This window comes from Streptomyces sp. NPDC015171 (assembly GCF_043079545.1).
In the GTDB taxonomy this organism is placed as follows: domain Bacteria; phylum Actinomycetota; class Actinomycetes; order Streptomycetales; family Streptomycetaceae; genus Streptomyces.
The window spans coordinates 374,658-394,333 of record NZ_JBIBUO010000004.1 but is presented as its reverse complement, the minus strand read 5'-3'; the positions used below and the strand labels follow the sequence as shown (position 1 = coordinate 394,333).

The following is a 19,676-nucleotide window of genomic DNA, read 5'->3' as shown; positions in this document are numbered from 1 at the left end:
TATGGGATCAACGTGCCGATCCTAGTGACGGGTTCCCGCGCCCCGCAGACCCTGGAGCCGAAGAATCACAGGTGTCGGCGCGCGGCCGGCTCACAGGGTGTCGAGCGCCTTCACGTACTCGCCGAGGTCGCGGGCGTCCGGCAGGCCGTTGACCACGGTCCACCGCACGACGCCGTCCTTGTCGATGATGAAGGTGCCGCGCACGGCACAGCCCTTGTCCTCGTCGAAGACGCCGTACGCGCGCGAGACGTTGCCGTGCGGCCAGAAGTCGCTGAGCAGCGGGTACTCCAGCCCCTCCTGCTCGGCGAAGACGCGCAGGGTGTGGATGGAGTCGTTGGACACGGCGAGCAGCTGGGTGCCGCGGTCCGCGAACTGCGGCAGGTTGTCGCGCAGCTCGCACAGCTCACCGGTGCACACACCGGTGAAGGCGAAGGGGTAGAAGAGCAGGACCACGTTCTTCTCGCCGCGGAAGTCCGAGAGCTTCACGGAGCGGCCGTGGTTGTCCTTCAGTTCGAAGTCGGGTGCCTTCTCGCCGACCTGGATCGCCATTGTCGTGCATCCCTTCGGTGGGCCGTTCGGAGAGGAACAGCCTACGGCGGCGGGAACGGCGGTCCTCCGGAGGGGACCACCGCCCCCGATGCACTCACCGGCAAAGGGAAGTCACCGCTTGGACGCCTTGGGCGTCAGCAGCCTGCTGCCGTTCCAGTCCTTGCCCACGGTGATGCTCTTGGTCTGCGACAGGCCGGCCGTCCGTGCGGCGTCGTTGATGTCGCTGGGCTCGATGTACCCGTCCCGGCCGGTCTTCGGCGTGAGGAGGAGGATCTGGCCCGACTCTTCGAGGAAGCCGATGGCATCGACCAGCGCGTCCGTCAGGTCGCCGTCCTCGTCACGGAACCACAACAACACGACGTCAGCCACGTCGTCGTAGTCCTCGTCCACCAGCTCGCTGCCGGTGGTTCCCTCGATGGACTCGCGGAGTTCCTGGTCCACGTCTTCGTCGTAGCCGATCTCCTGGACCACCTGGTCGGGCTGGAATCCCAGCCTGACGGCCAGGCTCGTCTCCGCGTGGTCCGCGGTCGCGCTCACGGTCTGCCTCCTGATCATGTTTTCGGGAATAACTCGCCACGCGCGTGCGCGGGGCGCTTGGCCGTAGTCCACACGTGCGGGACGGATCGCGCAAGTACCCGGCCCTGCGGACCGTCGAAACGGTGACGATCCGGGCCGTGTCGTCGCAACTCCTGGCACCGTATCTCGTTTCCGCGCGGCCCACATCACACGCATGTGCCCGATTTGCCCGAATAAGAATCATCCGCTCTTACGTCACTCGAACACCTATGCCAAGCCCGTCACACCCCGGGCGTATCGTTGCGTTTTGACCGGAGCGGACGGCCCCGGCCAGGACGACCCGATGGAGATGACGTACACCTTCCCGAGGTGGACCATGGGGAACGGTGTAGGCAGGTGCAGAAAAAGCGGCCCTCTGACAGGTAAGGAACAGCGTGCCTTCCGGATCCGATCGCAACCCGATCATCATTGGCGGCCTCCCGAGTCAGGTTCCTGACTTCGATCCCGAAGAGACACAGGAGTGGCTCGACTCCCTCGATGCCATCGTCGACGAGCGCGGCCGGGAGCGGGCCCGCTTTCTCATGTTGCGCCTGATCGAGCGGGCCCGCGAGAAGCGCGTGGCCGTGCCCGAGATGCGCAGCACGGACTACGTCAACACGATCCCCACCAAGAGCGAGCCGTTCTTCCCCGGCAACGAGGAGATCGAGCGGCGGATCCTGAACGCGACCCGCTGGAACGCGGCCGTGATGGTCTCCCGCGCCCAGCGCCCGGGCATCGGCGTCGGCGGCCACATCGCCACCTTCGCCTCCTCGGCCTCGCTGTACGACGTCGGCTTCAACCACTTCTTCCGCGGCAAGGACGAGGGCGACGGCGGCGACCAGGTCTTCTTCCAGGGCCACGCCTCCCCTGGCATCTACGCGCGCGCGTACCTGCTCGACCGGCTCTCCGCCGAGCAGCTCGACGGCTTCCGCCAGGAGAAGTCGAAGTACCCGGAGGGGCTGTCCAGCTACCCGCACCCGCGCTCGATGCCGGACTTCTGGGAGTTCCCGACGGTCTCCATGGGCCTCGGCCCGCTCGGCGCGATCTACCAGGCCCGGATGAACCGGTACATGCAGGCGCGCGGGATCGCCGACACCGCGAAGTCGCACGTGTGGGCGTTCCTCGGCGACGGCGAGATGGACGAGCCCGAGTCGCTCGGCCAGCTCACCCTGGCCGCCCGCGAGGGCCTGGACAACCTGACCTTCGTGGTCAACTGCAACCTCCAGCGGCTCGACGGCCCGGTGCGCGGCAACGGCAAGGTCATCCAGGAGCTGGAGTCGGTCTTCCGGGGCGCCGGCTGGAACGTGATCAAGCTGATCTGGGACCGCTCCTGGGACCCGCTGCTCGCCCAGGACCGGGACGGCGTCCTGGTCAACAAGATGAACACGACACCGGACGGGCAGTTCCAGACCTACGCCACCGAGTCCGGCGACTACATCCGCCGGCACTTCTTCGGCGACGACCACCGGCTGCGCGCGATGGTCGAGAACATGACCGACGACCAGATCCTGCACCTGGGGCGCGGCGGCCACGACCACCGCAAGATCTACGCGGCGTTCAAGGCGGCCAAGGAGCACAGGGGCCAGCCGACGGTCATCCTGGCCAAGACGATCAAGGGCTGGACGCTGGGCCCGAACTTCGAGGGCCGCAACGCCACGCACCAGATGAAGAAGCTGACGGTCGACGACCTCAAGCGCTTCCGCGACCGGCTGCACCTGCCGATCTCCGACCGGGAGCTGGAGTCCGGCCCGCCGCCGTACTACCACCCGGGCCGGGACTCGGAGGAGATCCAGTACATGCACGACCGCCGCACCTCGCACGGCGGTTACGTGCCGACCCGTGTCGTGCGCTCCCAGCCGCTCGCCCTGCCGGGTGACGAGACGTACGCGACCGTGAAGAAGGGCACCGGCCAGCAGTCCATCGCGACGACCATGGCCTTTGTGCGTCTCCTCAAGGACCTCATGCGGGACAAGGAGATCGGCAAGCGATTCGTGCTGATCGCGCCGGACGAGTACCGCACGTTCGGCATGGACTCCTTCTTCCCGAGCGCGAAGATCTACAACCCGCTCGGCCAGCAGTACGAGTCCGTGGACCGGGAACTGCTGCTCGCGTACAAGGAGTCGCCGACCGGCCAGATGCTGCACGACGGCATCTCCGAGGCGGGCTGCACGGCCTCGCTGATCGCGGCGGGCTCGGCGTACGCCACGCACGGCGAACCGCTGATCCCGGTGTACGTCTTCTACTCGATGTTCGGTTTCCAGCGCACCGGTGACCAGTTCTGGCAGATGGCCGATCAGCTGGCGCGCGGATTCGTCCTGGGTGCGACCGCCGGCCGTACGACCCTGACCGGTGAGGGGCTCCAGCACGCGGACGGCCACTCCCAGCTGCTGGCGTCGACCAACCCGGCGTGCGTGGCCTACGACCCGGCGTACGCCTACGAGATCGCGCACATCGTGCAGGACGGCCTGCGCCGGATGTACGGCGGCTCGCAGGAGCACCCGCACGGCGAGGACGTCTTCTACTACCTCACCGTCTACAACGAGCCCATCCAGCACCCGGCCGAGCCGGCGAACGTGGACGTCGAGGGCATCGTCAAGGGCATCCACAAGATCGGCGAGGGCACCGGCGGCGGGGTCCCGGCGCAGATCATGGCGTCCGGTGTCGCGGTGCCGTGGGCGCTTCAGGCGCAGAAGATCCTCGCCGAGGAGTGGAACGTCAAGGCGGACGTGTGGTCCGCGACCTCCTGGAACGAGCTGCGCCGCGAGGCCGTGGCCTGCGAGGAGCACAATCTGCTGCATCCGGAGGAGGAGCAGCGGGTGCCGTTCGTGACCCGGAAGCTCGGCGGCTCGGAAGGCCCGTTCGTGGCCGTCTCCGACTGGATGCGGTCGGTTCCGGACCAGATCGCGCGCTGGGTGCCCGGCACCTACCAGTCCCTGGGGGCCGACGGGTTCGGCTTCGCCGACACCCGGGGTGCCGCGCGCCGCTTCTTCCACATCGACGCCCAGTCGATCGTGGTGGCGGTACTGACCGAGCTGGCGCGCGAGGGCAAGGTCGACCGGTCCGTGCTGAAGCAGGCCATCGACCGGTACCAGCTGCTGGACGTCACGGCCGCGGACCCGGGGGCGGCGGGCGGCGACGCGTGACGCCGCGCCCGAGGTGAGCGGCGGCTGAGCCGTCGAGGGCGATGGAGGCGATCGGCGCAGGGCCGACCCTCCATCGCCCTTACGCTTTCTTTACGATTGCGTCATGGAGCGACTGTCGGCGCAGGCACGGTGGGAGCGGCGCACCCAACGGCCGCTGTTGGCGCTCGCGGTGGCCTTCGCCCTGGCGTACGCGGTGCCGATCGTGGAACCCTCCGCCGGCCACACCCTGACCGCCGTGTGCACGGCGGTGGAGTGGGTGGTGTGGGCGGGGTTCGCCGTCGACTACCTGGTGCGGCTGGCGCTCGCCCCGCGCCGCAAGGAGTTCGTACGGCGGCACTGGCCGGACCTGTGCGCGGTCGTCCTGCCCGTGCTCCAGCCGCTCCGGCTGCTGCGGCTGGTCTCGACGCTGCTGCTGGTGGGCCGGCGGGCGCGGATGGCCCCGCAGATCCGGCTGACCACGTATGTCGTCGGGGCCGTGGTCGGGCTGCTGATGTTCGGCTCGCTCGCGGTGCTGTCCGTCGAACGGGAGTCGCCGCACGGGAACATCAGGACGCTGGGTGACGCCGTCTGGTGGTCCTTCACGACGATGACGACCGTGGGATACGGGGACCACGCGCCGACGACCGGACTCGGCCGGATGATCGCGGTCGGGCTGATGCTGTCGGGGATCGCGCTGCTGGGTGTCGTCACCGCGAACATCGCCGCCTGGTTCATCTCGCGGTTCGAGAAGGACGATGTGGAGGAGCGGCGGCAGACGGAGGCGATCGCCTCGCTGACCGAGGAGGTCCGGCTGCTGCGGGCGGAGGTCGCCCGGCTGACCGGGGACCGGGAGGAGCAGCGCCGCTGACCGGGGACCGGGAGAAAGAGCGCCGGTGACCGGGGACCGGGAGGAGCAGCGCCGCTGAGCGGCGGCCCGGCGCCCGGCCGCGTTTCGTGCGGCCGGGCGCCGTCGGCTACAGCAGGCCGTTGCCCCAGGCGGCAGCTCCCGCCAGGGCGACGACGGCCAGCAACGTGTCGATCGCGCCCAGGACCAGCGCCACCACGGCCGGGATGTTCCGGTCACCGGACCACTTCCGGCCCAGCGACTGCCAGCCGCAGAACACCGCCACCGGGCCCAGCACGATGCCCAGCGCGAAGAAGCCCGCCACGGCACAGACCGTGCCGATGATTCCGAGCGTCGCCCGGTCCGGCCCGGTCCGCCGCCACGTCCGGCCGCGCGACCGGGGGTACCCGCGCGTTCCCTGCCCGAAGGCCGCCATCATCAACTCCCTGAGGTTCTCGGAAAGTTCGGCTTCGGTGTGCGGGTACCCCGGTTCGGCGCGGGCAGACCCGCGCGCGCCACCCCCCTCCAGCGGCGCGCGCCGCGGCCCCAGTGGCCCTCCCATGCCCTGCGGAGGACTTGACCCACTGTGACCTGCGGCGCGTGCCGAGGGCGAGGAATCTTTAGCGGAGTCACCCTGATAGGGGAACTCCGCCGGAGAACGGCGGGAAACGCGGCGTCAGATGTGACCCACGCCGGCGCCGGCCTCCGCGTTCGCGCCCCGCTTGGTGAACAGCGCGACGAGGACGGCGGCCAGGGCCACGCCGGCCGCCACCAGGGAGGCCAGGCTCATACCGGAGATGAAGGTGTCGTGGGCGACGGCGGTGACCTTCGCGGCGATCGGCTCCGGCATGGCCTTCGTCACCGGGGCCACACCGACCTGGACCGCCTCGGAGGCCTGGTCCAGCTGAGCGGGGGTCAGCTTCGGCAGCCCGGCGTCCTTCCAGTTGCCCGGCAGGTCGCTGTCGACCTTGGAGGCCATCACGGCGCCCAGCACCGCCGTGCCGAGGCTGCTGCCGATCTGCATGCCCGCCTGCTGGAGGCCGCCGGCCACACCGGACAGCTCGATCGGGGCGTTGCCGACGATGACCTCGGTGGCGCCGACCATGACCGGCGCGAGGCCGAGGCCGAGGAGGACGAACCAGAGGGACAGCAGGCCGCTGCCGGTGTCGGCCTCCAGCGTGGACATGCCCCACAGTGCGACTCCGGTCACCGCCATGCCGAAGGCCAGCGGGATGCGCGGGCCGAGCCGGGTGATCGCGGAGCCGGCCAGCGGTGAGCCGACGATCATCATGCCGGTGAGCGGCAGCAGGTGCATGCCGGCGTCGACCGGGCTCATCCCGTGCACGTTCTGCAGATAGAAGGTGACGAAGAACAGGCCGCCCATGAAGGCGATGGCCATCAGGACCATCAGCACCACGCCCGCCGACAGCGGGACCGAGCGGAACAGGCCCAGCGGGATCAGCGGTTCGGCGACCCGCGTCTCCCAGAAGGAGAAGACCGCGAAGAGCACGACGGACCCGGCGATGAACATCCAGGTCTTGCCGTCGCCCCAGCCCCAGCTCGGCGCCTTGATGAGCGCCCAGACCAGGCAGAACATCGCACCGGACAGCAGGGCGATGCCGAGGATGTCGAAGGAGCGCGGGGCGTTCTCGGCCCGGTGGTCGAGCAGGATCAGCCAGCCGAGGACCAGCGCGAGCGCGCCCACCGGCACGTTGATGAAGAACACGGACTGCCAGTTGACGTGCTCGACGAGGACACCGCCGAGGATCGGGCCGCCCGCCGTGGACGCGCCGATCACCATGCCCCACACGCCGATGGCCATGTTGAGCTTCTCGGCCGGGAAGGTGGCCCGCAGCACACCGAGCGCGGCCGGCATCAGCAGCGCGCCGAACAGGCCCTGGAAGACCCGGAAGGTGACCACCGAGGCGATGCTGCCGGACAGCCCGATGGCGCCGGAGGCGACGGCGAAGCCGGCCACTCCGATGAGGAAGGTCTGCCGGTGGCCGAAGCGGTCACCGAGCTTGCCCGCGGTGATCAGCGTGACCGCGAGGGCGAGGAAGTAGGCGTTGGAGACCCACTGGACGTCGGCGAAGGAAGCCTTCAGGTCGTCGCGGATCGCCGGGTTGGCGATGGCCACGATGGTGCCGTCCAGGGCCACCATCATGACCCCTACGGCGACGGTGATGAGGGTGAGCCACGGATGGCCGCGCAGGCCCGAGGCGCGCCGCGGGCCCGACGGGGCTCCCGGCGCTTTGTCCCCCGGCCCCGTCGCGTCGATGGTCTGACTAGTCATAATCTCAGGTTAGTGACAGCCGCTGACAATTGACAAACTGATTCACAAGTCGGTTACTGACACGACCACGGGGCCCGGGCCGGGCCGGCCGGACACGCACAGGAGAGAGGCCATGGAGACGCTGCGCGAGCGCAAGAAGCGGCACACACAGGAGTCGCTGCTGCGGGCCGCTCTCGAACTGTTCACCACACAGGGGTACGAACGGACGACCGTCGACGAGATCGCCGAGGCCGTCGACGTCTCGCAGCGCACCTTCTTCCGCTACTTCGCCGGCAAGGAGGACGTGGCCTTCGCCGTGCAGCAGATGACGGAGGCGGCCTTCGTGGCGGCCGTACGCGCGCGTCCGCCGCACGAGGCGCCCATGGAGGCACTGCGGCAGGCGTTCCTGGAGGGCTGGGACGCGATCCGCGAGACCGTCGAGTCGGTCGTCCCGGTCGAGCTCCACCTCCGCATGTACCGGACGATCGACTCCACGCCCGCGCTGCTCGCCGCCCATCTGCGCCGCTCCACGGCGACGGAGGACACCCTCGCGCGCCTGCTGGCCGAGCGGGAGGGCGTCGACGTGGACACCGACCCGCGGCCGCGGATCGCGGTGGCCGTCTTCGGCGCGGTGATCCGCGTCACGGAACGGCAGTGGTGCATGGGCGAGGACCTCAGCCCGGAATCCATCCGGACGCTCACCGCCGCGTACCTCGATCAGGTGGGTTCCGCGCTCACGGGAAACTGGCGTACCGCCCGAGGTCGTTGACAGGGCGTCCGACGGACCGCCGGCGCCGGAGGTCAACCCCGCACCGAAACGTGATACCTGTCACTCGGTTACCCCGAGACCCGCTCGTTCTCCTAGTGTGTCCTCCCAGTGACTTCCTTCGACACCTCCCCGCAACTGAACGTCTGGCGCGCACTGCTGGCGCTGGCCGTCGTGTTCGTGATGCTCGCGACCACCGGCTGGACCGCCCTGCGCAGTCACCGGGAGTCGACCGCACTGCAGACCTCGCTCGCCAAGTGGGAGCACGGCCACCTCCACGGGCTGCGCCTGCCGGACCCCGAGTCGGCGCCGACCCTGCTGAGCCGCTTCTTCGTCTCGCTCTCCGCCCAGGACCGCGACCGCCTCGCCCACCGCTACCCGCTCGCGGTCGGCAACATGAACGGCGCTCCCGTCCCCCTGCGCTACCGCGCCAACCACATCGCGCTGGAGCAGGCCCGCAAGGCCGAGAAGAAACGGATGCACGACAACCGGCTCAGCACCGCCGGCCAGCAGGACGCCGGCCGCCGGATGCACCGGTACGAGTCCTTGCTGAGCCCCGGCCGGCAGATCCTGGCCTTCGACCCCGAGAGCTCGGGCCGGGTCGCCGAGGTGTTCGGCGACCTCCCCTCCGCCCAGCGGATCTCGGTCGTCGTCCCCGGCGTCGACACCGACCTGCTCACCTTCCAGCGGACGAACCGCAGGTACAGCGCCCCGGTCGGCATGGCCAAGGCCCTGCGGGCGGCGGAGCACACGGCGAGCCCGAAGACCCGGACGGCCGTGATCGCCTGGGCCGACTACACCTCACCCGACGGGCTCGGGGTGGAAGCGGCCACCGGGCTGCGCGCCGAGGAGGGCTCCGTCCGGCTGAACGCGCTGCTGCGCGCCCTGCCCGGCCGGGCCCCGGTGTCGATGTTCTGCCACAGCTACGGCTCGGTGGTCTGCGGCGTCGCCGCGCGCGGCATGCCCCGCCGGGTCGCCGACATAGCGGTGGCGGCGAGCCCCGGTATGCGGGTCCCCAGCGCCGCCCACCTGGGCACGACGGCCCGGGTGTGGGCGATGCGGGACGCCAGCGACTGGGTGCAGGACGTGCCCTATCTGGAGCTGGGCGGCCTCGGTCACGGCGCCGACCCGGTCTCCGCTGAGTTCGGCGCGCGGGTGCTGTCGGCCCGGGACGCCCAGGGGCACAGCGGTTACTTCCAGCCCGGCACGGACAGCCTGCGCAACCTCGCCGACATCGGCGTGGGCGCGTACGACGCGGTGACGTGCGCACGGGAGAACGACGCGTGCCGGTCCGGTCTGTCCGGCACAACGACGGCCGGACGCGCGTAGAGACAGCAGGAAGTGCGGTCTGCGCGGGTGGCGACGGAGGAGCACGTGCCGCATACGATGAGCCGCATGGGTGACGTACTGGCGGGTTTTCATGCCGTCTGGGAGTTCGAGTCCGACTCCGTGCTCATCCGCTACGAACGGGGGATCCGGACACCGAAGCTGTTCCAGGCGCTCGGCGAGCGGCGCATCCCGCTGGCCGCGGTCGAGGGCGTGACGCTCTCCCCCGGCAAGCGCGGCACGGTCGCCCTGCGTCTGGAGCCGCGGCCCGGCGCCGATCCGCTGATGGAGGCGGCCGACGGCCAGCTGAAGGAGGGCTCCGACCCCTACCGCCTGGTGCTGCCGGCGGAGCGGGAGACCCTCGCCGAGTACTACGCCGACGAGCTGAAGGGCCTGCTGACCGAGTCCGGGCCGGCCGAGCGCCACCTGGTGGCGGCCCCCGAGCCGCCGCTGCACTTCAAGGCGTACGACGGGAAGGCGTCCTTCGACGGGACGTCCGTGCAGTTCCGCTGGTCCTGGACGGGAGCGTCCTCGGCGAAGTGGAAGGCCGGCGACCAGAGCTTCCCGGTGTCCGAGCTGAGCGGTCTCGAGTGGCGGTCGCCGGAGATCTTCGAGGGGCATCTGCGGCTGGCGCGGCGCTCCACCGGCTCGGCCGCGCCCCTGCAGCCCGACCAGGACCCGGCGGCCGTCGTCTTCGGGCTCGGGTACGGGCCGGTGCACGAGTCGCTGCCGTTCGCCGCGGCCGTACTGGCGGCGGTGCGCGCCCGCGGGCCGGTGCCGGCGGCACCGGCCCCGCCCCGCCGCGACCCCGCCGACATCGCCGAGCGGATCCGGCACCTCGGCGAGCTGCACCAGGCCGGTCTGGTGACCGACGAGGAGTTCGCCGGCAAGAAGGCCGAGCTGCTGTCCGAGCTGTAGCGGGCCGCCGTGCGGCAGCGGGGCGCGGGTCCCGGACGGCCCCCGCGCCCCGGTGGGGCGGCCGCTACTCCCGGCCGGCGGAGGCGAAGCTCATGTCCGCGTAGCGGGTGCCCGCCACCTTGGCCGCGATCGGCTCCAGCCGGGCCAGTTCCTCTTCGCTCAGGGTGATCCGGGTCGCCGCCACGTTCTCGGTCACCCGGGACGGCTTGCGGGTGCCGGGGATGGGGACCACCGTCAGACCGGCGACCGTCGCCCGCTGCTGCACCCAGGCGAGGGCGATCTGGCCGAGGGTGGCGCCGCGGGCCTCGGCGATCGCGCGCAGCGGCTCCAGGAGGGCCGCGTTGGCGGTCGCGTTGTCACCGGTGAAACGGGGGTGCTGGCGGCGGAAGTCGCCGCTCGTGAGGTCCTGCTCGGCGTGGGTGAAGGAGCCGGTGAGGAAGCCGCGGCCGAGCGGCGAGTACGGCACCAGGGCGACGCCCAGGTCCCGCGCCGCCGGTACCACCCGGGCCTCGATGTCCCGGCTGAACAGGGACCACTCCGACTGCACGGCCGCGATCGGGTGCACGGCGTGCGCGGCGCGCAGCTCGTCGGCGGTGACCTCGCTCAGGCCCAGGTGCTTGACCTTGCCCTCGCGGACCAGCTCCGCCATCGTGCCGACCGTCTCCTCGATGGGGACGTTCACATCGCGGCGGTGCATGTAATAGAGGTCGATCACGTCGACCCCGAGCCGCTTCAGGCTGGCCTCGGCGGCCTCGCGGATGTACGGCGCGTCGTTGCGGATGATCCGCTTGGACGGGTCGTCCGGCGGGATCGCCAGGGCGAACTTGGTGGCGATGACCACCTCGTCGCGGTGCGCCGTGAAGAAGGGGGACAGGAAGCGCTCGTTCTCCCCGTCGCCGTAGGCGTCCGCCGTGTCGTACAGCGTCACGCCGAGCTCCAGCGCCCGCTCCAGCGCGGCGCGCGCCTCGCCGGCGTCCGTCGGACCGTAGGCGAAGCTCATGCCCATGCAGCCCAGGCCCTGTACGCCGGCCTCCGGTCCGTCCGTGCCCAGCCGTGCCGTCGGAATCCTGGCGTCGGTCATCGAGTGGTTCCCTCCGTTGCGTAGAAACTGATCTTCCGGTCGAGCACGGCGAGCGTGTCGCGGAGTTCGGCGATGCGGGTCAGTACGTCCCTGCGGGTCGACTCCAGCAGGGCCCGACGGTCCCCGTACGTGTCCTCGCCCTGCCTGACCAGCTCCGCGTACCGGACCATGTCCGCCACCGGCATGCCGGTCAGCCGGAGCTTGGTCACGAAGTCCAGCCAGTCCAGGTCGCGGTTGCGGTAGCGGCGCTGGCCGGTGTGCGAGCGGTCGATGTGCGGCATCAGGCCGATCCGCTCGTACCAGCGCAGGGTGTGCGCGGTCAGACCGGTGAACGCGACCACCTCGCTGATCGTGTAGCGGTCCTTGCCGTCGGGGCGCGGATGGCGCCGGGGCGGGGCGGAGCAGATGTCCGCGGGGGTGGCGTCCTCGATGGCCGCTGGTGGCGTGGTCTGCATCACCGTCATGCCTCCACGCTATGACCTTGGAGTGCACTCCAAGCAAGCCGCACCGGTGAGAAAACCGGGAGACGGGCCGAGAGCCGGTGACTAGCGTGCGGCGCATGAGTCTCGCACGCCGGGCCGGGCCCGAGGACGCCGCCGAAGTACTGCGGCTGCGCCAGGTGATGATCGATTCCCTGTGGAGCGCGGGAGGCTCCGGACCGACCGAGTGGCACACCGAGTCGCTGCGGACGCTGCGTGAGCGGCTCGCCGACGGGGACGGGGACTTCGCCGCGTTCGTCGTGGACCACCCCGACCGGCCGGGCGCGCTGGCGGCGCTGGTGGCGGGGACGGTGGACTACCGCATCGGCAAGGCCGGCAATCCGCGGGGCCGGGTCGGACAGGTCTTCAGTGTGGCGACCGACCCCGACGCCCGGCGGCGGGGGTACGCGCGCGCGTGCATGGTGGCGCTGCTGGACTGGTTCCGGGCGCGGGACGCCGGGCACGTGCTGCTCAACGCCTCGCCGGAGGCCGAGCCGCTGTACAGCGCGCTCGGCTTCACCCGGGATCCCGACCCGGCCATGCGGCTGCTGCTGTGAGCCGCATAGGCTCGGCCGCATGTCGTTGCAGAGCCTGGCGCTGATCGAGAACTGGCCCGTCCCCACCGCCGCGGCGGGTGTCGTACGAGCCGACGGGACCGTCCTCGGGACGCACGGCCCCGTCGGGCACCGCTTTCCGCTCGCCTCCGTCACCAAGCCGCTCGCGGCCTACGCGGCGCTGGTCGCGTACGAGGAGGGTGCGATCGAGCTGGACGAGCCGGCCGGTCCGCCCGGGGCGACGGTCCGTCATCTGCTCGCGCACACCTCCGGGCTCGCCTTCGACGAGCACCGGGTGACGGCCGCGCCCGGTGAGCGGCGGCTGTACTCCAACGCCGGGTTCGAACAGCTCGGGGACCACATCGCCGAGGCGACGGACATTCCGTTCGCGGAGTATCTGCGGCAGGCCGTGCTGGAGCCGCTGGGCATGACGGCGACCTCGCTGGCGGGTTCCCCGGCGAAGGACGGGGTGTCGACCGTGGCCGATCTGCTGCGGTTCGCCGCCGAGGTGCAGGCGCCGCGGCTGCTGGACCCGCGGACGGTGGCGGCGGCGATGACGGTGCAGTATCCGGGCACGAAGGGGGTGCTGCCCGGCTACGGCCACCAGAACCCGAACGACTGGGGGCTGGGCTTCGAGATCCGCGACGGCAAGTCGCCGCACTGGACCGGGACTTCGTCCTCGCCGCGCACGTTCGGGCACTTCGGCCAGTCCGGTACGTTCCTGTGGATCGATCCCGCCGCCGGGGTGGCGGGCGTCGCCCTGACGGACCGGGCGTTCGGGCCCTGGGCGGTCGAGGCGTGGCCGGTGTTCACCGACGCGGTGCTGGCCGAGGTGCGCGGCTGAGGTCCGCCGCTGCGGCTACGGCGCCATCTCCCACAGCAGCAGCTCCGCCGCGGTCAGCGCCGTCGCCTCCAGCCCCTCGGCCCCGGTGACGCGCGCCGCGTCCCCGGGGCCGAGCCGCTCCCGGCCCAGCCGGATCTCGCCGCGCACCACGTGCGCGTACACATGGGCCGCGTCGGGGACCGCCGTGCGTTCCCCGGGGGCCAGGCGGCGCACGTGCAGCATCGCGCCGGCTCCCGGCACCGCGTACGGGGTGGAGTCGGCGATGCCGGGGACGAGGTCGTACGAGGGGTCGCCGCCCGGTTCCCGCGGGGCCAGCCACGTCTGGACGAAGGTGAGCGGGGTGTCGCCGTCGTTGCGTTCCACATGGCGGACGCCCGCCGCCGCGCTGAGGTGCTGGACGTCCCCGGGGCGCACCCGCGTCTCGTGGCCCGCGGAGTCGCGGTGGGTCAGTTCGCCCTCGACCACCCAGGTGACGATCTCGGTGTGGCTGTGCGGGTGCTCGTCGAAACCGGCGCCGGGGGCGAGCCGCTCCTCGTTGCAGGCGATCATCGCGCCGAAGCGCAGATTGTCCGGGTCGTAGTGCGGGCCGAAGGAGAAGGCGTGCCAGGTGTCGATCCCGGCCCCCGGATCCCCTCCGCGGTAGCGCTCGCCGGCGTGCCGTACGTCCATCACGGGCACCACCGTAGACCGCCCGCCGGACCTGCCGCCGCCCCGCCCCCGGGGGCCGCCGGGCAGCTCAGCCCCCACCCCCGGCGCACGGGCACGTCCCGATAAGGCAGTCTTGTCCCCGTGCCCGAACCCGAATCCCACAGCGGCGGTCCCGCAGCCCGCGACGTCCACCCGCACTCCGCGACCCTGAAGCGGCTGGAGAAATCCTCCGGGAGTCTCGCCGCGCAGGCCATCGCCCGCATGGACGAGACCCTGCCGTGGTACCGGGCCATGCCCCCGGAGAACCGTTCCTGGATCGGCCTCGTCGCCCAGGCGGGCATCGCGGCCTTCACCGAGTGGTTCCGGCGTCCGGACGCGCCCCAGGCGATCTCCACCGACGTCTTCGGGACGGCGCCGCGGGAGCTGACCCGGGCCATCACGCTGCGGCAGACCGTGGAGATGGTGCGCACCACGATCGAGGTCATGGAGTCCGCCATCGACGAGGTGGCGGCGCCCGGGGACGAGAGCGTGCTGCGCGAGGCGCTCCTGGTGTACGCCCGGGAGATCGCCTTCGCCACCGCCCAGGTGTACGCCCAGGCCGCCGAGGCACGGGGTGCCTGGGACGCGCGCCTCGAGTCGCTGGTCGTCAACGCCGTACTGAGCGGGGAGGCGGACGAGGGGGCCGTGAGCCGGGCCGCCGCCCTGGGCTGGAACTCTCCCGAGCACGTGTGCGTGGTCCTCGGGACCGCGCCCGACGGCGACAGCGAGCTGACCGTGGAGGCCATCCGGCGGGCCTCGCGGCACGCCAAGGTCCAGGTGCTCACCGGGGTGCTCGGGGACCGGCTCGTCGTCATCGCCGGCGGCAGTTCGAATCCGCTCGCCGTCGCCAAGTCGCTGATCGGGCCGTTCGCCGCGGGGCCGGTCGTCGCCGGGCCCGTCGTACCCGATCTGCTGGCCGCCACCCGGTCCGCGCAGGCCGCCGCCGCGGGGCTGAAGGCGTGTTCGGCCTGGCAGGACGCGCCGCGGCCGGTACTGGCGGACGATCTGCTGCCGGAGCGGGCCATCGCGGGCGATCCGAGCGCGCGTGAGCAGCTGGTGGAGGAGATCTACAGACCGCTGGAGGAGGCGGGCTCCGCGCTGCTGGAAACCCTGAGTGTCTACCTGGAGCAGGCGAGCAGCCTCGAAGGCGCGGCGAGGATGCTCTTCGTTCACCCGAACACCGTGCGCTACCGGCTCCGACGTGTGACTGATGTCACCGGCTGGTCGCCTTCGGATGTACGATCCGCGTTCACACTGCGGATCGCGCTCATCCTGGGGCGTCTGGCCGATGGTGAAGCCCAGCCCTAGGGTTTTGTCGAGGGCCCACAAAAGCCCTTCGTGTTCTTCGTCCCTGTCCCCACGGGCGGCCGTGCCCGTCCCCAAGAGAGAGTGTGAGAGTGCTCGTACTCGTCGCTCCCGGCCAGGGCGCCCAGACGCCCGGCTTCCTGACTCCTTGGCTCGAACTGCCCGGTGCCGCCGACCGCGTCGCCCAGTGGTCGGACGCCCTCGGACTGGACCTGGTGCATTTCGGCACCCAGGCCGACGCCGACGCCATCCGTGACACCGCGGTGGCGCAGCCGCTGCTGGTCGCCGCCGGCGTCCTGTCCGCCGCGGCACTCGGTGACATCTCCGGGATCGGCCCCGGTGCCGTCGCCGGCCACAGCGTCGGCGAGATCACCGCCGCCGTCTCCGCCGGTGTGCTGGACGACACCGCCGCGCTCGGCCTCGTGCGCGAGCGGGGCAGGGCCATGGCCGAGGCCGCCAAGGTCACCGAGACCGGTATGGCGGCGCTGCTCGGCGGGGACCCGGACACCACCGTCGCGCACCTGGAGAAGCTGGGCCTGACCCCGGCGAACATCAACGGCGCGGGCCAGATCGTCGCGGCCGGTACCGCGGAGCAGCTGGCGGCGCTCGCCGAGGACAAGCCCGAGGGCGTGCGCAAGGTCGTCCCGCTGAAGGTGGCAGGCGCTTTCCACACCCGCCACATGGCGCCCGCGGTCGAGGCGCTGGCCAAGGCCGCCGCCGAGCTGGCGCCGGCCGACCCCAAGGTCACCTACGTCTCCAACAAGGACGGACAGGTCGTCGCGTCCGGTGCCGAGGTGCTGCAGCGGCTGGTCGGCCAGGTCGCCAACCCGGTCCGCTGGGACCTGTGCATGGAGACCTTCCGCGAGCTGGGCGTCACCGCCGTCGTGGAGGTGTGCCCGGGCGGCACCCTGACCGGTCTGGCCAAGCGCGCCCTGCCGGGCGTCAAGACGCTGGCCCTGAAGACCCCCGACGACCTCGACGCGGCTCGCGAGCTCATCGCCGAGCATGCCTGACAAGGAGCCCGAGAGCATGTCGAAGATCAAGCCCAGCAAGGGCGCCCCGTACGCGCGCATCCTGGGGGTCGGCGGCTACCGCCCGGTCCGGGTGGTGCCGAACGAGGTGATCCTGGAGACGATCGACTCGTCCGACGAGTGGATCCGTTCGCGCTCCGGCATCGAGACCCGGCACTGGGCGGGCCCCGAGGAGACGGTCGCCGCGATGTCGATCGAGGCCGCCGGCAAGGCGATCGCGGACGCCGGCATCGGCGCCGAGCAGATCGGTGCCGTGGTCGTCTCGACCGTCTCGCACTTCAGCCAGACCCCGGCCGTCGCCACCGAGATCGCCGACAAGCTCGGCACCGACAAGGCCGCCGCCTTCGACATCTCGGCCGGCTGCGCGGGCTTCGGCTACGGCCTGACGCTCGCCAAGGGCATGGTGGTGGAGGGTTCCGCCGAGTACGTGCTCGTCATCGGCGTGGAGCGGCTGAGCGACCTGACCGACCTGGAGGACCGGGCCACGGCCTTCCTGTTCGGTGACGGCGCCGGCGCGGTCGTGGTCGGCCCCTCCAAGGAGCCGGCGATCGGCCCGACCGTGTGGGGCTCCGAGGGCGACAAGTCCGAGACGATCAAGCAGACCGTCCCCTGGGACCGGTTCCGGCTCGGCGACGTGTCCGAGCTGCCGCTCGACAAGGACGGCAACATCAAGTTCCCTGCGCTCACGCAGGAGGGCCAGGCGGTGTTCCGCTGGGCCGTGTTCGAGATGGCGAAGGTCGCCCAGCAGGCGCTGGACGCGGCCGGCATCACCTCGGACGACCTGGACGTCTTCATCCCGCACCAGGCCAATGTGCGGATCATCGACTCGATGGTGAAGACGCTGAAGCTGCCGGAGCACGTCACGGTCGCCCGTGACATCCGCACCACCGGCAACACCTCGGCCGCCTCGATCCCGCTCGCTATGGAGCGGCTCCTGGCAACCGGGGAGGCGAAGAGCGGCGACACCGCGCTCGTCATCGGATTCGGGGCGGGTCTCGTCTACGCCGCCACGGTCGTTACCCTCCCCTAGGCACTCCGTGCCGGATCATGCGATCCGGAACGGACAGAACTGCCACAAACCGTCTGGAATATCGAAGAAGGAGCGCCTGACATGGCCGCCACTCAGGAAGAGATCGTCGCCGGTCTCGCCGAAATCGTGAACGAGATCGCCGGCATCCCGGTTGAGGACGTCCAGCTGGACAAGTCCTTCACCGACGACCTGGACGTCGACTCGCTGTCCATGGTCGAGGTCGTCGTCGCCGCTGAAGAGCGCTTCGACGTCAAGATCCCGGACGACGACGTCAAGAACCTCAAGACCGTCGGCGACGCCACCGACTACATCCTCAAGCACCAGGCCTGAGCCACCCTGTAGGCCGTAGGCCGCATGGCCCCGCCACCCGGCGGTGGCGCCGTAGAATCCCGCATCCGTTGGAGAAAGAATTCCCGTGAGCCCGACCAATCGCACCGTGGTCGTCACCGGTATCGGCGCAACCACACCGCTGGGTGGCGACGCAGCATCGACCTGGGAGGCCCTCGTCGCCGGCACGTCCGGCGTCAGCCGCCTGGAGCAGGAGTGGGCGGCGGACCTGCCGGTCCAGATCGCCGCGCAGATCGCCGTCGAACCCGGCGAGATCATCCCCCGTCCCAAGGCCCGCAAGCTGGACCGGTCCGCGCAGTTCGCGCTGATCGCCGCTCAGGAGGCCTGGAAGGACGCCGGTTTCACCGCCAAGGCCGGTGAGGACGCGTCCGTCAACCCCGACCGTCTCGGTGCGGTCATCGCCTCCGGCATCGGCGGCGTGACGACCCTCCTGGACCAGTACGACATCCTCAAGGAGAAGGGCGTACGCCGCGTCTCCCCGCACACCGTGCCGATGCTGATGCCCAACTCCCCGGCGGCCAACGTCGGGATCGAGCTGGGTGCCCGCGCCGGTGTGCACACCCCCGTCTCGGCCTGCGCCTCCGGCGCCGAGGCCATCGGGTACGCGATCGAGATGATCCGCACCGGGCGTGCGGACGTGGTCGTGGCCGGTGGCACCGAGGCGGCCATCCACCCGCTGCCCATCGCCGCGTTCGGCAACATGATGGCGATGTCCAAGAACAACGACGACCCGCAGGGCGCCTCGCGTCCCTACGACGCCGGCCGGGACGGCTTCGTGCTCGGCGAGGGCGCCGGTGTGATCGTCCTGGAGTCCGAGGAGCACGCGAAGGCCCGCGGCGCCCGGATCTACGTCGAGGCGGTCGGCCAGGGCATCTCCGCCGACAGCCACCACATCACGCAGCCCGAGCCGTCCGGCAACGGCATCGCGCACGCGCTGCAGAACCTGATGGACAACACGGACCTGAAGCCGGCCGAGATCGTGCACGTGAACGCGCACGCCACCTCGACGCCGCAGGGTGACGTGGCCGAGATCAAGGCGCTGCGGAAGGTGTTCGGCGACGACGTCGACCACATGGCCCTCTCCGCTACCAAGTCGATGACGGGTCATCTGCTGGGCGGCGCCGGCGGTATCGAGACCGTCGCGTCGATCCTCGCCCTGGTGAACCGTACGGCGCCGCCGACCATCAACGTGGAGAACCTCGACCCCGAGGTCAACGCGGACGTCGTGGTCGGTGAGGCGCGTCAGCTGCCCGAGGGGCGGATCGCCGCGCTGAACGACTCGTTCGGCTTCGGCGGGCACAACGTGGTGCTCGCGTTCCGCACCATCTGAGCAACGCGACGAAAGGGCCCCCGCCGGCAGGCGGGGGCCCTTTCCCGTGTCCGTGTCCTGGTCCGTCACACCACCTGGTGCAGCCAGCGCACCGGTGCGCCCTCTCCCGCGTAGCGGAACGGCTCCAGTTCGTCGTCCCAGGGCTTGCCCAGCAGCCGGGAGAGTTCCGCCGCCAGGTCGGTCTCGCCCTTCTGGCTGCGCAGCAGGGCGGCGCGCAGGCGGTCCTCGGGGATCAGGATGTCACCGTGCATGCCGGTGACGGCGTGGTAGATGCCGAGGTCGGGGGTGCAGCTGTAGCGCTCGCCCTCGGCGGTCGGGCAGGGCTCCGCGGTGACCTCGAAGCGCAGCAGGTGCCAGCCGCGCAGCGCGGAGGCGAGTTTGGAGGCGGTACCGGCCTCGCCCTGCCAGGAGAATTCCGAGCGCCAGGTGCCGGGGGCCGCGGGCTGCCTGATCCAGTCGAGGTTGACGCGCGTGCCGAGCACCCCCGCGACGGCCCACTCGACGTGCGGGCACAGCGCGCGCGGCGCGGAGTGCACGTACAGAACTCCACGTGTCGTCACCGGAACCTCCGGGCAGAGCGGGACATCTTGCGGACTGGCTGGGCGGCTGTGGCACGACGGCCGCGTTGATGGCGA

At 71.1% G+C, this 19,676-nt stretch carries 20 protein-coding genes; 12 read left to right on the top strand and 8 right to left on the bottom strand.

The genetic code is table 11. From position 1 onward, the window contains the following. Positions 1-90: 90 nt before the first annotated feature. Both ACF073_RS13930 and ACF073_RS13925 read right to left on the bottom strand, forming a co-directional pair. Positions 91-549 carry a peroxiredoxin gene (locus ACF073_RS13930; protein ID WP_392069566.1) on the bottom strand — a complete coding sequence of 153 codons (459 nt, stop codon included), beginning with the start codon at positions 547-549 and terminating at the stop codon, positions 91-93. Positions 550-660: 111 nt separating this feature from the next. After that, on the bottom strand, positions 661-1,086 hold the full coding sequence (locus ACF073_RS13925) for a DUF3052 domain-containing protein (RefSeq protein ID WP_392069564.1): 426 nt from the start codon (positions 1,084-1,086) through the stop codon (positions 661-663). A gap of 413 nt (positions 1,087-1,499) precedes the next feature. Here ACF073_RS13925 and aceE point away from each other — a divergent pair, with 413 nt between their 5' ends. Both aceE and ACF073_RS13915 read left to right on the top strand, forming a co-directional pair. Further along, entirely contained in the window at positions 1,500-4,247 is a 2,748-nt protein-coding gene (gene aceE, locus ACF073_RS13920) for a pyruvate dehydrogenase (acetyl-transferring), homodimeric type (protein ID WP_392069561.1), read from the top strand. 103 nt (positions 4,248-4,350) lie between these two features. Then, positions 4,351-5,094, top strand: coding sequence for a potassium channel family protein (locus ACF073_RS13915; protein ID WP_392069559.1), 744 nt, complete (start codon positions 4,351-4,353; stop codon positions 5,092-5,094). A 106-nt stretch (positions 5,095-5,200) separates the two neighbouring features. Here ACF073_RS13915 and ACF073_RS13910 read toward each other — a convergent pair whose 3' ends face one another. Both ACF073_RS13910 and ACF073_RS13905 read right to left on the bottom strand, forming a co-directional pair. Then, on the bottom strand, positions 5,201-5,509 hold the full coding sequence (locus tag ACF073_RS13910) for a small hydrophobic protein (protein ID WP_392069557.1): 309 nt from the start codon (positions 5,507-5,509) through the stop codon (positions 5,201-5,203). A gap of 237 nt (positions 5,510-5,746) precedes the next feature. Continuing rightward, a complete protein-coding gene (locus ACF073_RS13905; protein WP_392069555.1) occupies positions 5,747-7,363 on the bottom strand; it encodes an MFS transporter in 1,617 nt (538 codons plus the stop codon). A gap of 112 nt (positions 7,364-7,475) precedes the next feature. Between ACF073_RS13905 and ACF073_RS13900 the strand changes: the two genes are divergently transcribed. From ACF073_RS13900 to ACF073_RS13890, 3 genes are all read left to right on the top strand, one after another. Further along, on the top strand, positions 7,476-8,111 hold the full coding sequence (locus ACF073_RS13900) for a TetR family transcriptional regulator (RefSeq protein ID WP_392069553.1): 636 nt from the start codon (positions 7,476-7,478) through the stop codon (positions 8,109-8,111). A gap of 108 nt (positions 8,112-8,219) precedes the next feature. After that, positions 8,220-9,437, top strand: coding sequence for an alpha/beta hydrolase (locus ACF073_RS13895; RefSeq protein ID WP_392069550.1), 1,218 nt, complete (start codon positions 8,220-8,222; stop codon positions 9,435-9,437). 66 nt (positions 9,438-9,503) lie between these two features. Then, positions 9,504-10,352, top strand: coding sequence for a DUF4429 domain-containing protein (locus ACF073_RS13890; protein ID WP_392069548.1), 849 nt, complete (start codon positions 9,504-9,506; stop codon positions 10,350-10,352). Positions 10,353-10,416: 64 nt separating this feature from the next. On the opposite strand, the gene ACF073_RS13885 is transcribed toward ACF073_RS13890, so the two are convergent. Both ACF073_RS13885 and ACF073_RS13880 read right to left on the bottom strand, forming a co-directional pair. Continuing rightward, positions 10,417-11,433, bottom strand: a complete 1,017-nt coding sequence (locus tag ACF073_RS13885) for an aldo/keto reductase (protein WP_392069546.1) — start codon at positions 11,431-11,433, stop codon at positions 10,417-10,419. Beyond that, positions 11,430-11,897 (bottom strand): MerR family transcriptional regulator, encoded by a 468-nt coding sequence (locus ACF073_RS13880; RefSeq protein WP_392069545.1) that lies wholly within the window; start codon positions 11,895-11,897, stop codon positions 11,430-11,432. The genes ACF073_RS13885 and ACF073_RS13880 overlap by 4 nt, the downstream gene beginning before the upstream one ends. 95 nt (positions 11,898-11,992) lie before the next feature. Between ACF073_RS13880 and ACF073_RS13875 the strand changes: the two genes are divergently transcribed. Beyond that, positions 11,993-12,469, top strand: a complete 477-nt coding sequence (locus tag ACF073_RS13875) for a GNAT family N-acetyltransferase (RefSeq protein WP_392069543.1) — start codon at positions 11,993-11,995, stop codon at positions 12,467-12,469. Positions 12,470-12,488: 19 nt separating this feature from the next. Beyond that, positions 12,489-13,310 (top strand): serine hydrolase domain-containing protein, encoded by an 822-nt coding sequence (locus ACF073_RS13870; RefSeq protein ID WP_392069542.1) that lies wholly within the window; start codon positions 12,489-12,491, stop codon positions 13,308-13,310. 15 nt (positions 13,311-13,325) lie between these two features. Here the strand turns inward: ACF073_RS13870 and ACF073_RS13865 are convergent, their stop codons facing one another. Further along, positions 13,326-13,979, bottom strand: a complete 654-nt coding sequence (locus ACF073_RS13865) for a pirin family protein (RefSeq protein ID WP_392069989.1) — start codon at positions 13,977-13,979, stop codon at positions 13,326-13,328. Positions 13,980-14,099: 120 nt separating this feature from the next. On the opposite strand from ACF073_RS13865, the gene fasR reads away from it, so the two are divergent. From fasR to fabF, 5 genes are all read left to right on the top strand, one after another. Beyond that, complete coding sequence (gene fasR / locus ACF073_RS13860; protein ID WP_392069541.1) at positions 14,100-15,305, top strand: fatty acid biosynthesis transcriptional regulator FasR; 1,206 nt, start codon at positions 14,100-14,102, stop codon at positions 15,303-15,305. Positions 15,306-15,394: 89 nt separating this feature from the next. Then, positions 15,395-16,315 carry an ACP S-malonyltransferase gene (locus ACF073_RS13855; protein WP_392069539.1) on the top strand — a complete coding sequence of 307 codons (921 nt, stop codon included), beginning with the start codon at positions 15,395-15,397 and terminating at the stop codon, positions 16,313-16,315. A gap of 16 nt (positions 16,316-16,331) precedes the next feature. After that, complete coding sequence (locus tag ACF073_RS13850; RefSeq protein WP_392069537.1) at positions 16,332-17,363, top strand: ketoacyl-ACP synthase III; 1,032 nt, start codon at positions 16,332-16,334, stop codon at positions 17,361-17,363. An 81-nt stretch (positions 17,364-17,444) separates the two neighbouring features. Beyond that, positions 17,445-17,693 carry an acyl carrier protein gene (locus tag ACF073_RS13845; protein ID WP_004931691.1) on the top strand — a complete coding sequence of 83 codons (249 nt, stop codon included), beginning with the start codon at positions 17,445-17,447 and terminating at the stop codon, positions 17,691-17,693. 85 nt (positions 17,694-17,778) lie between these two features. After that, on the top strand, positions 17,779-19,041 hold the full coding sequence (gene fabF, locus ACF073_RS13840; RefSeq protein ID WP_392069535.1) for a beta-ketoacyl-ACP synthase II: 1,263 nt from the start codon (positions 17,779-17,781) through the stop codon (positions 19,039-19,041). A 65-nt stretch (positions 19,042-19,106) separates the two neighbouring features. On the opposite strand, the gene ACF073_RS13835 is transcribed toward fabF, so the two are convergent. Then, positions 19,107-19,601 carry a DUF3145 domain-containing protein gene (locus ACF073_RS13835; protein ID WP_392069533.1) on the bottom strand — a complete coding sequence of 165 codons (495 nt, stop codon included), beginning with the start codon at positions 19,599-19,601 and terminating at the stop codon, positions 19,107-19,109. Between the last annotated feature and the right edge of the window lie 75 nt (positions 19,602-19,676).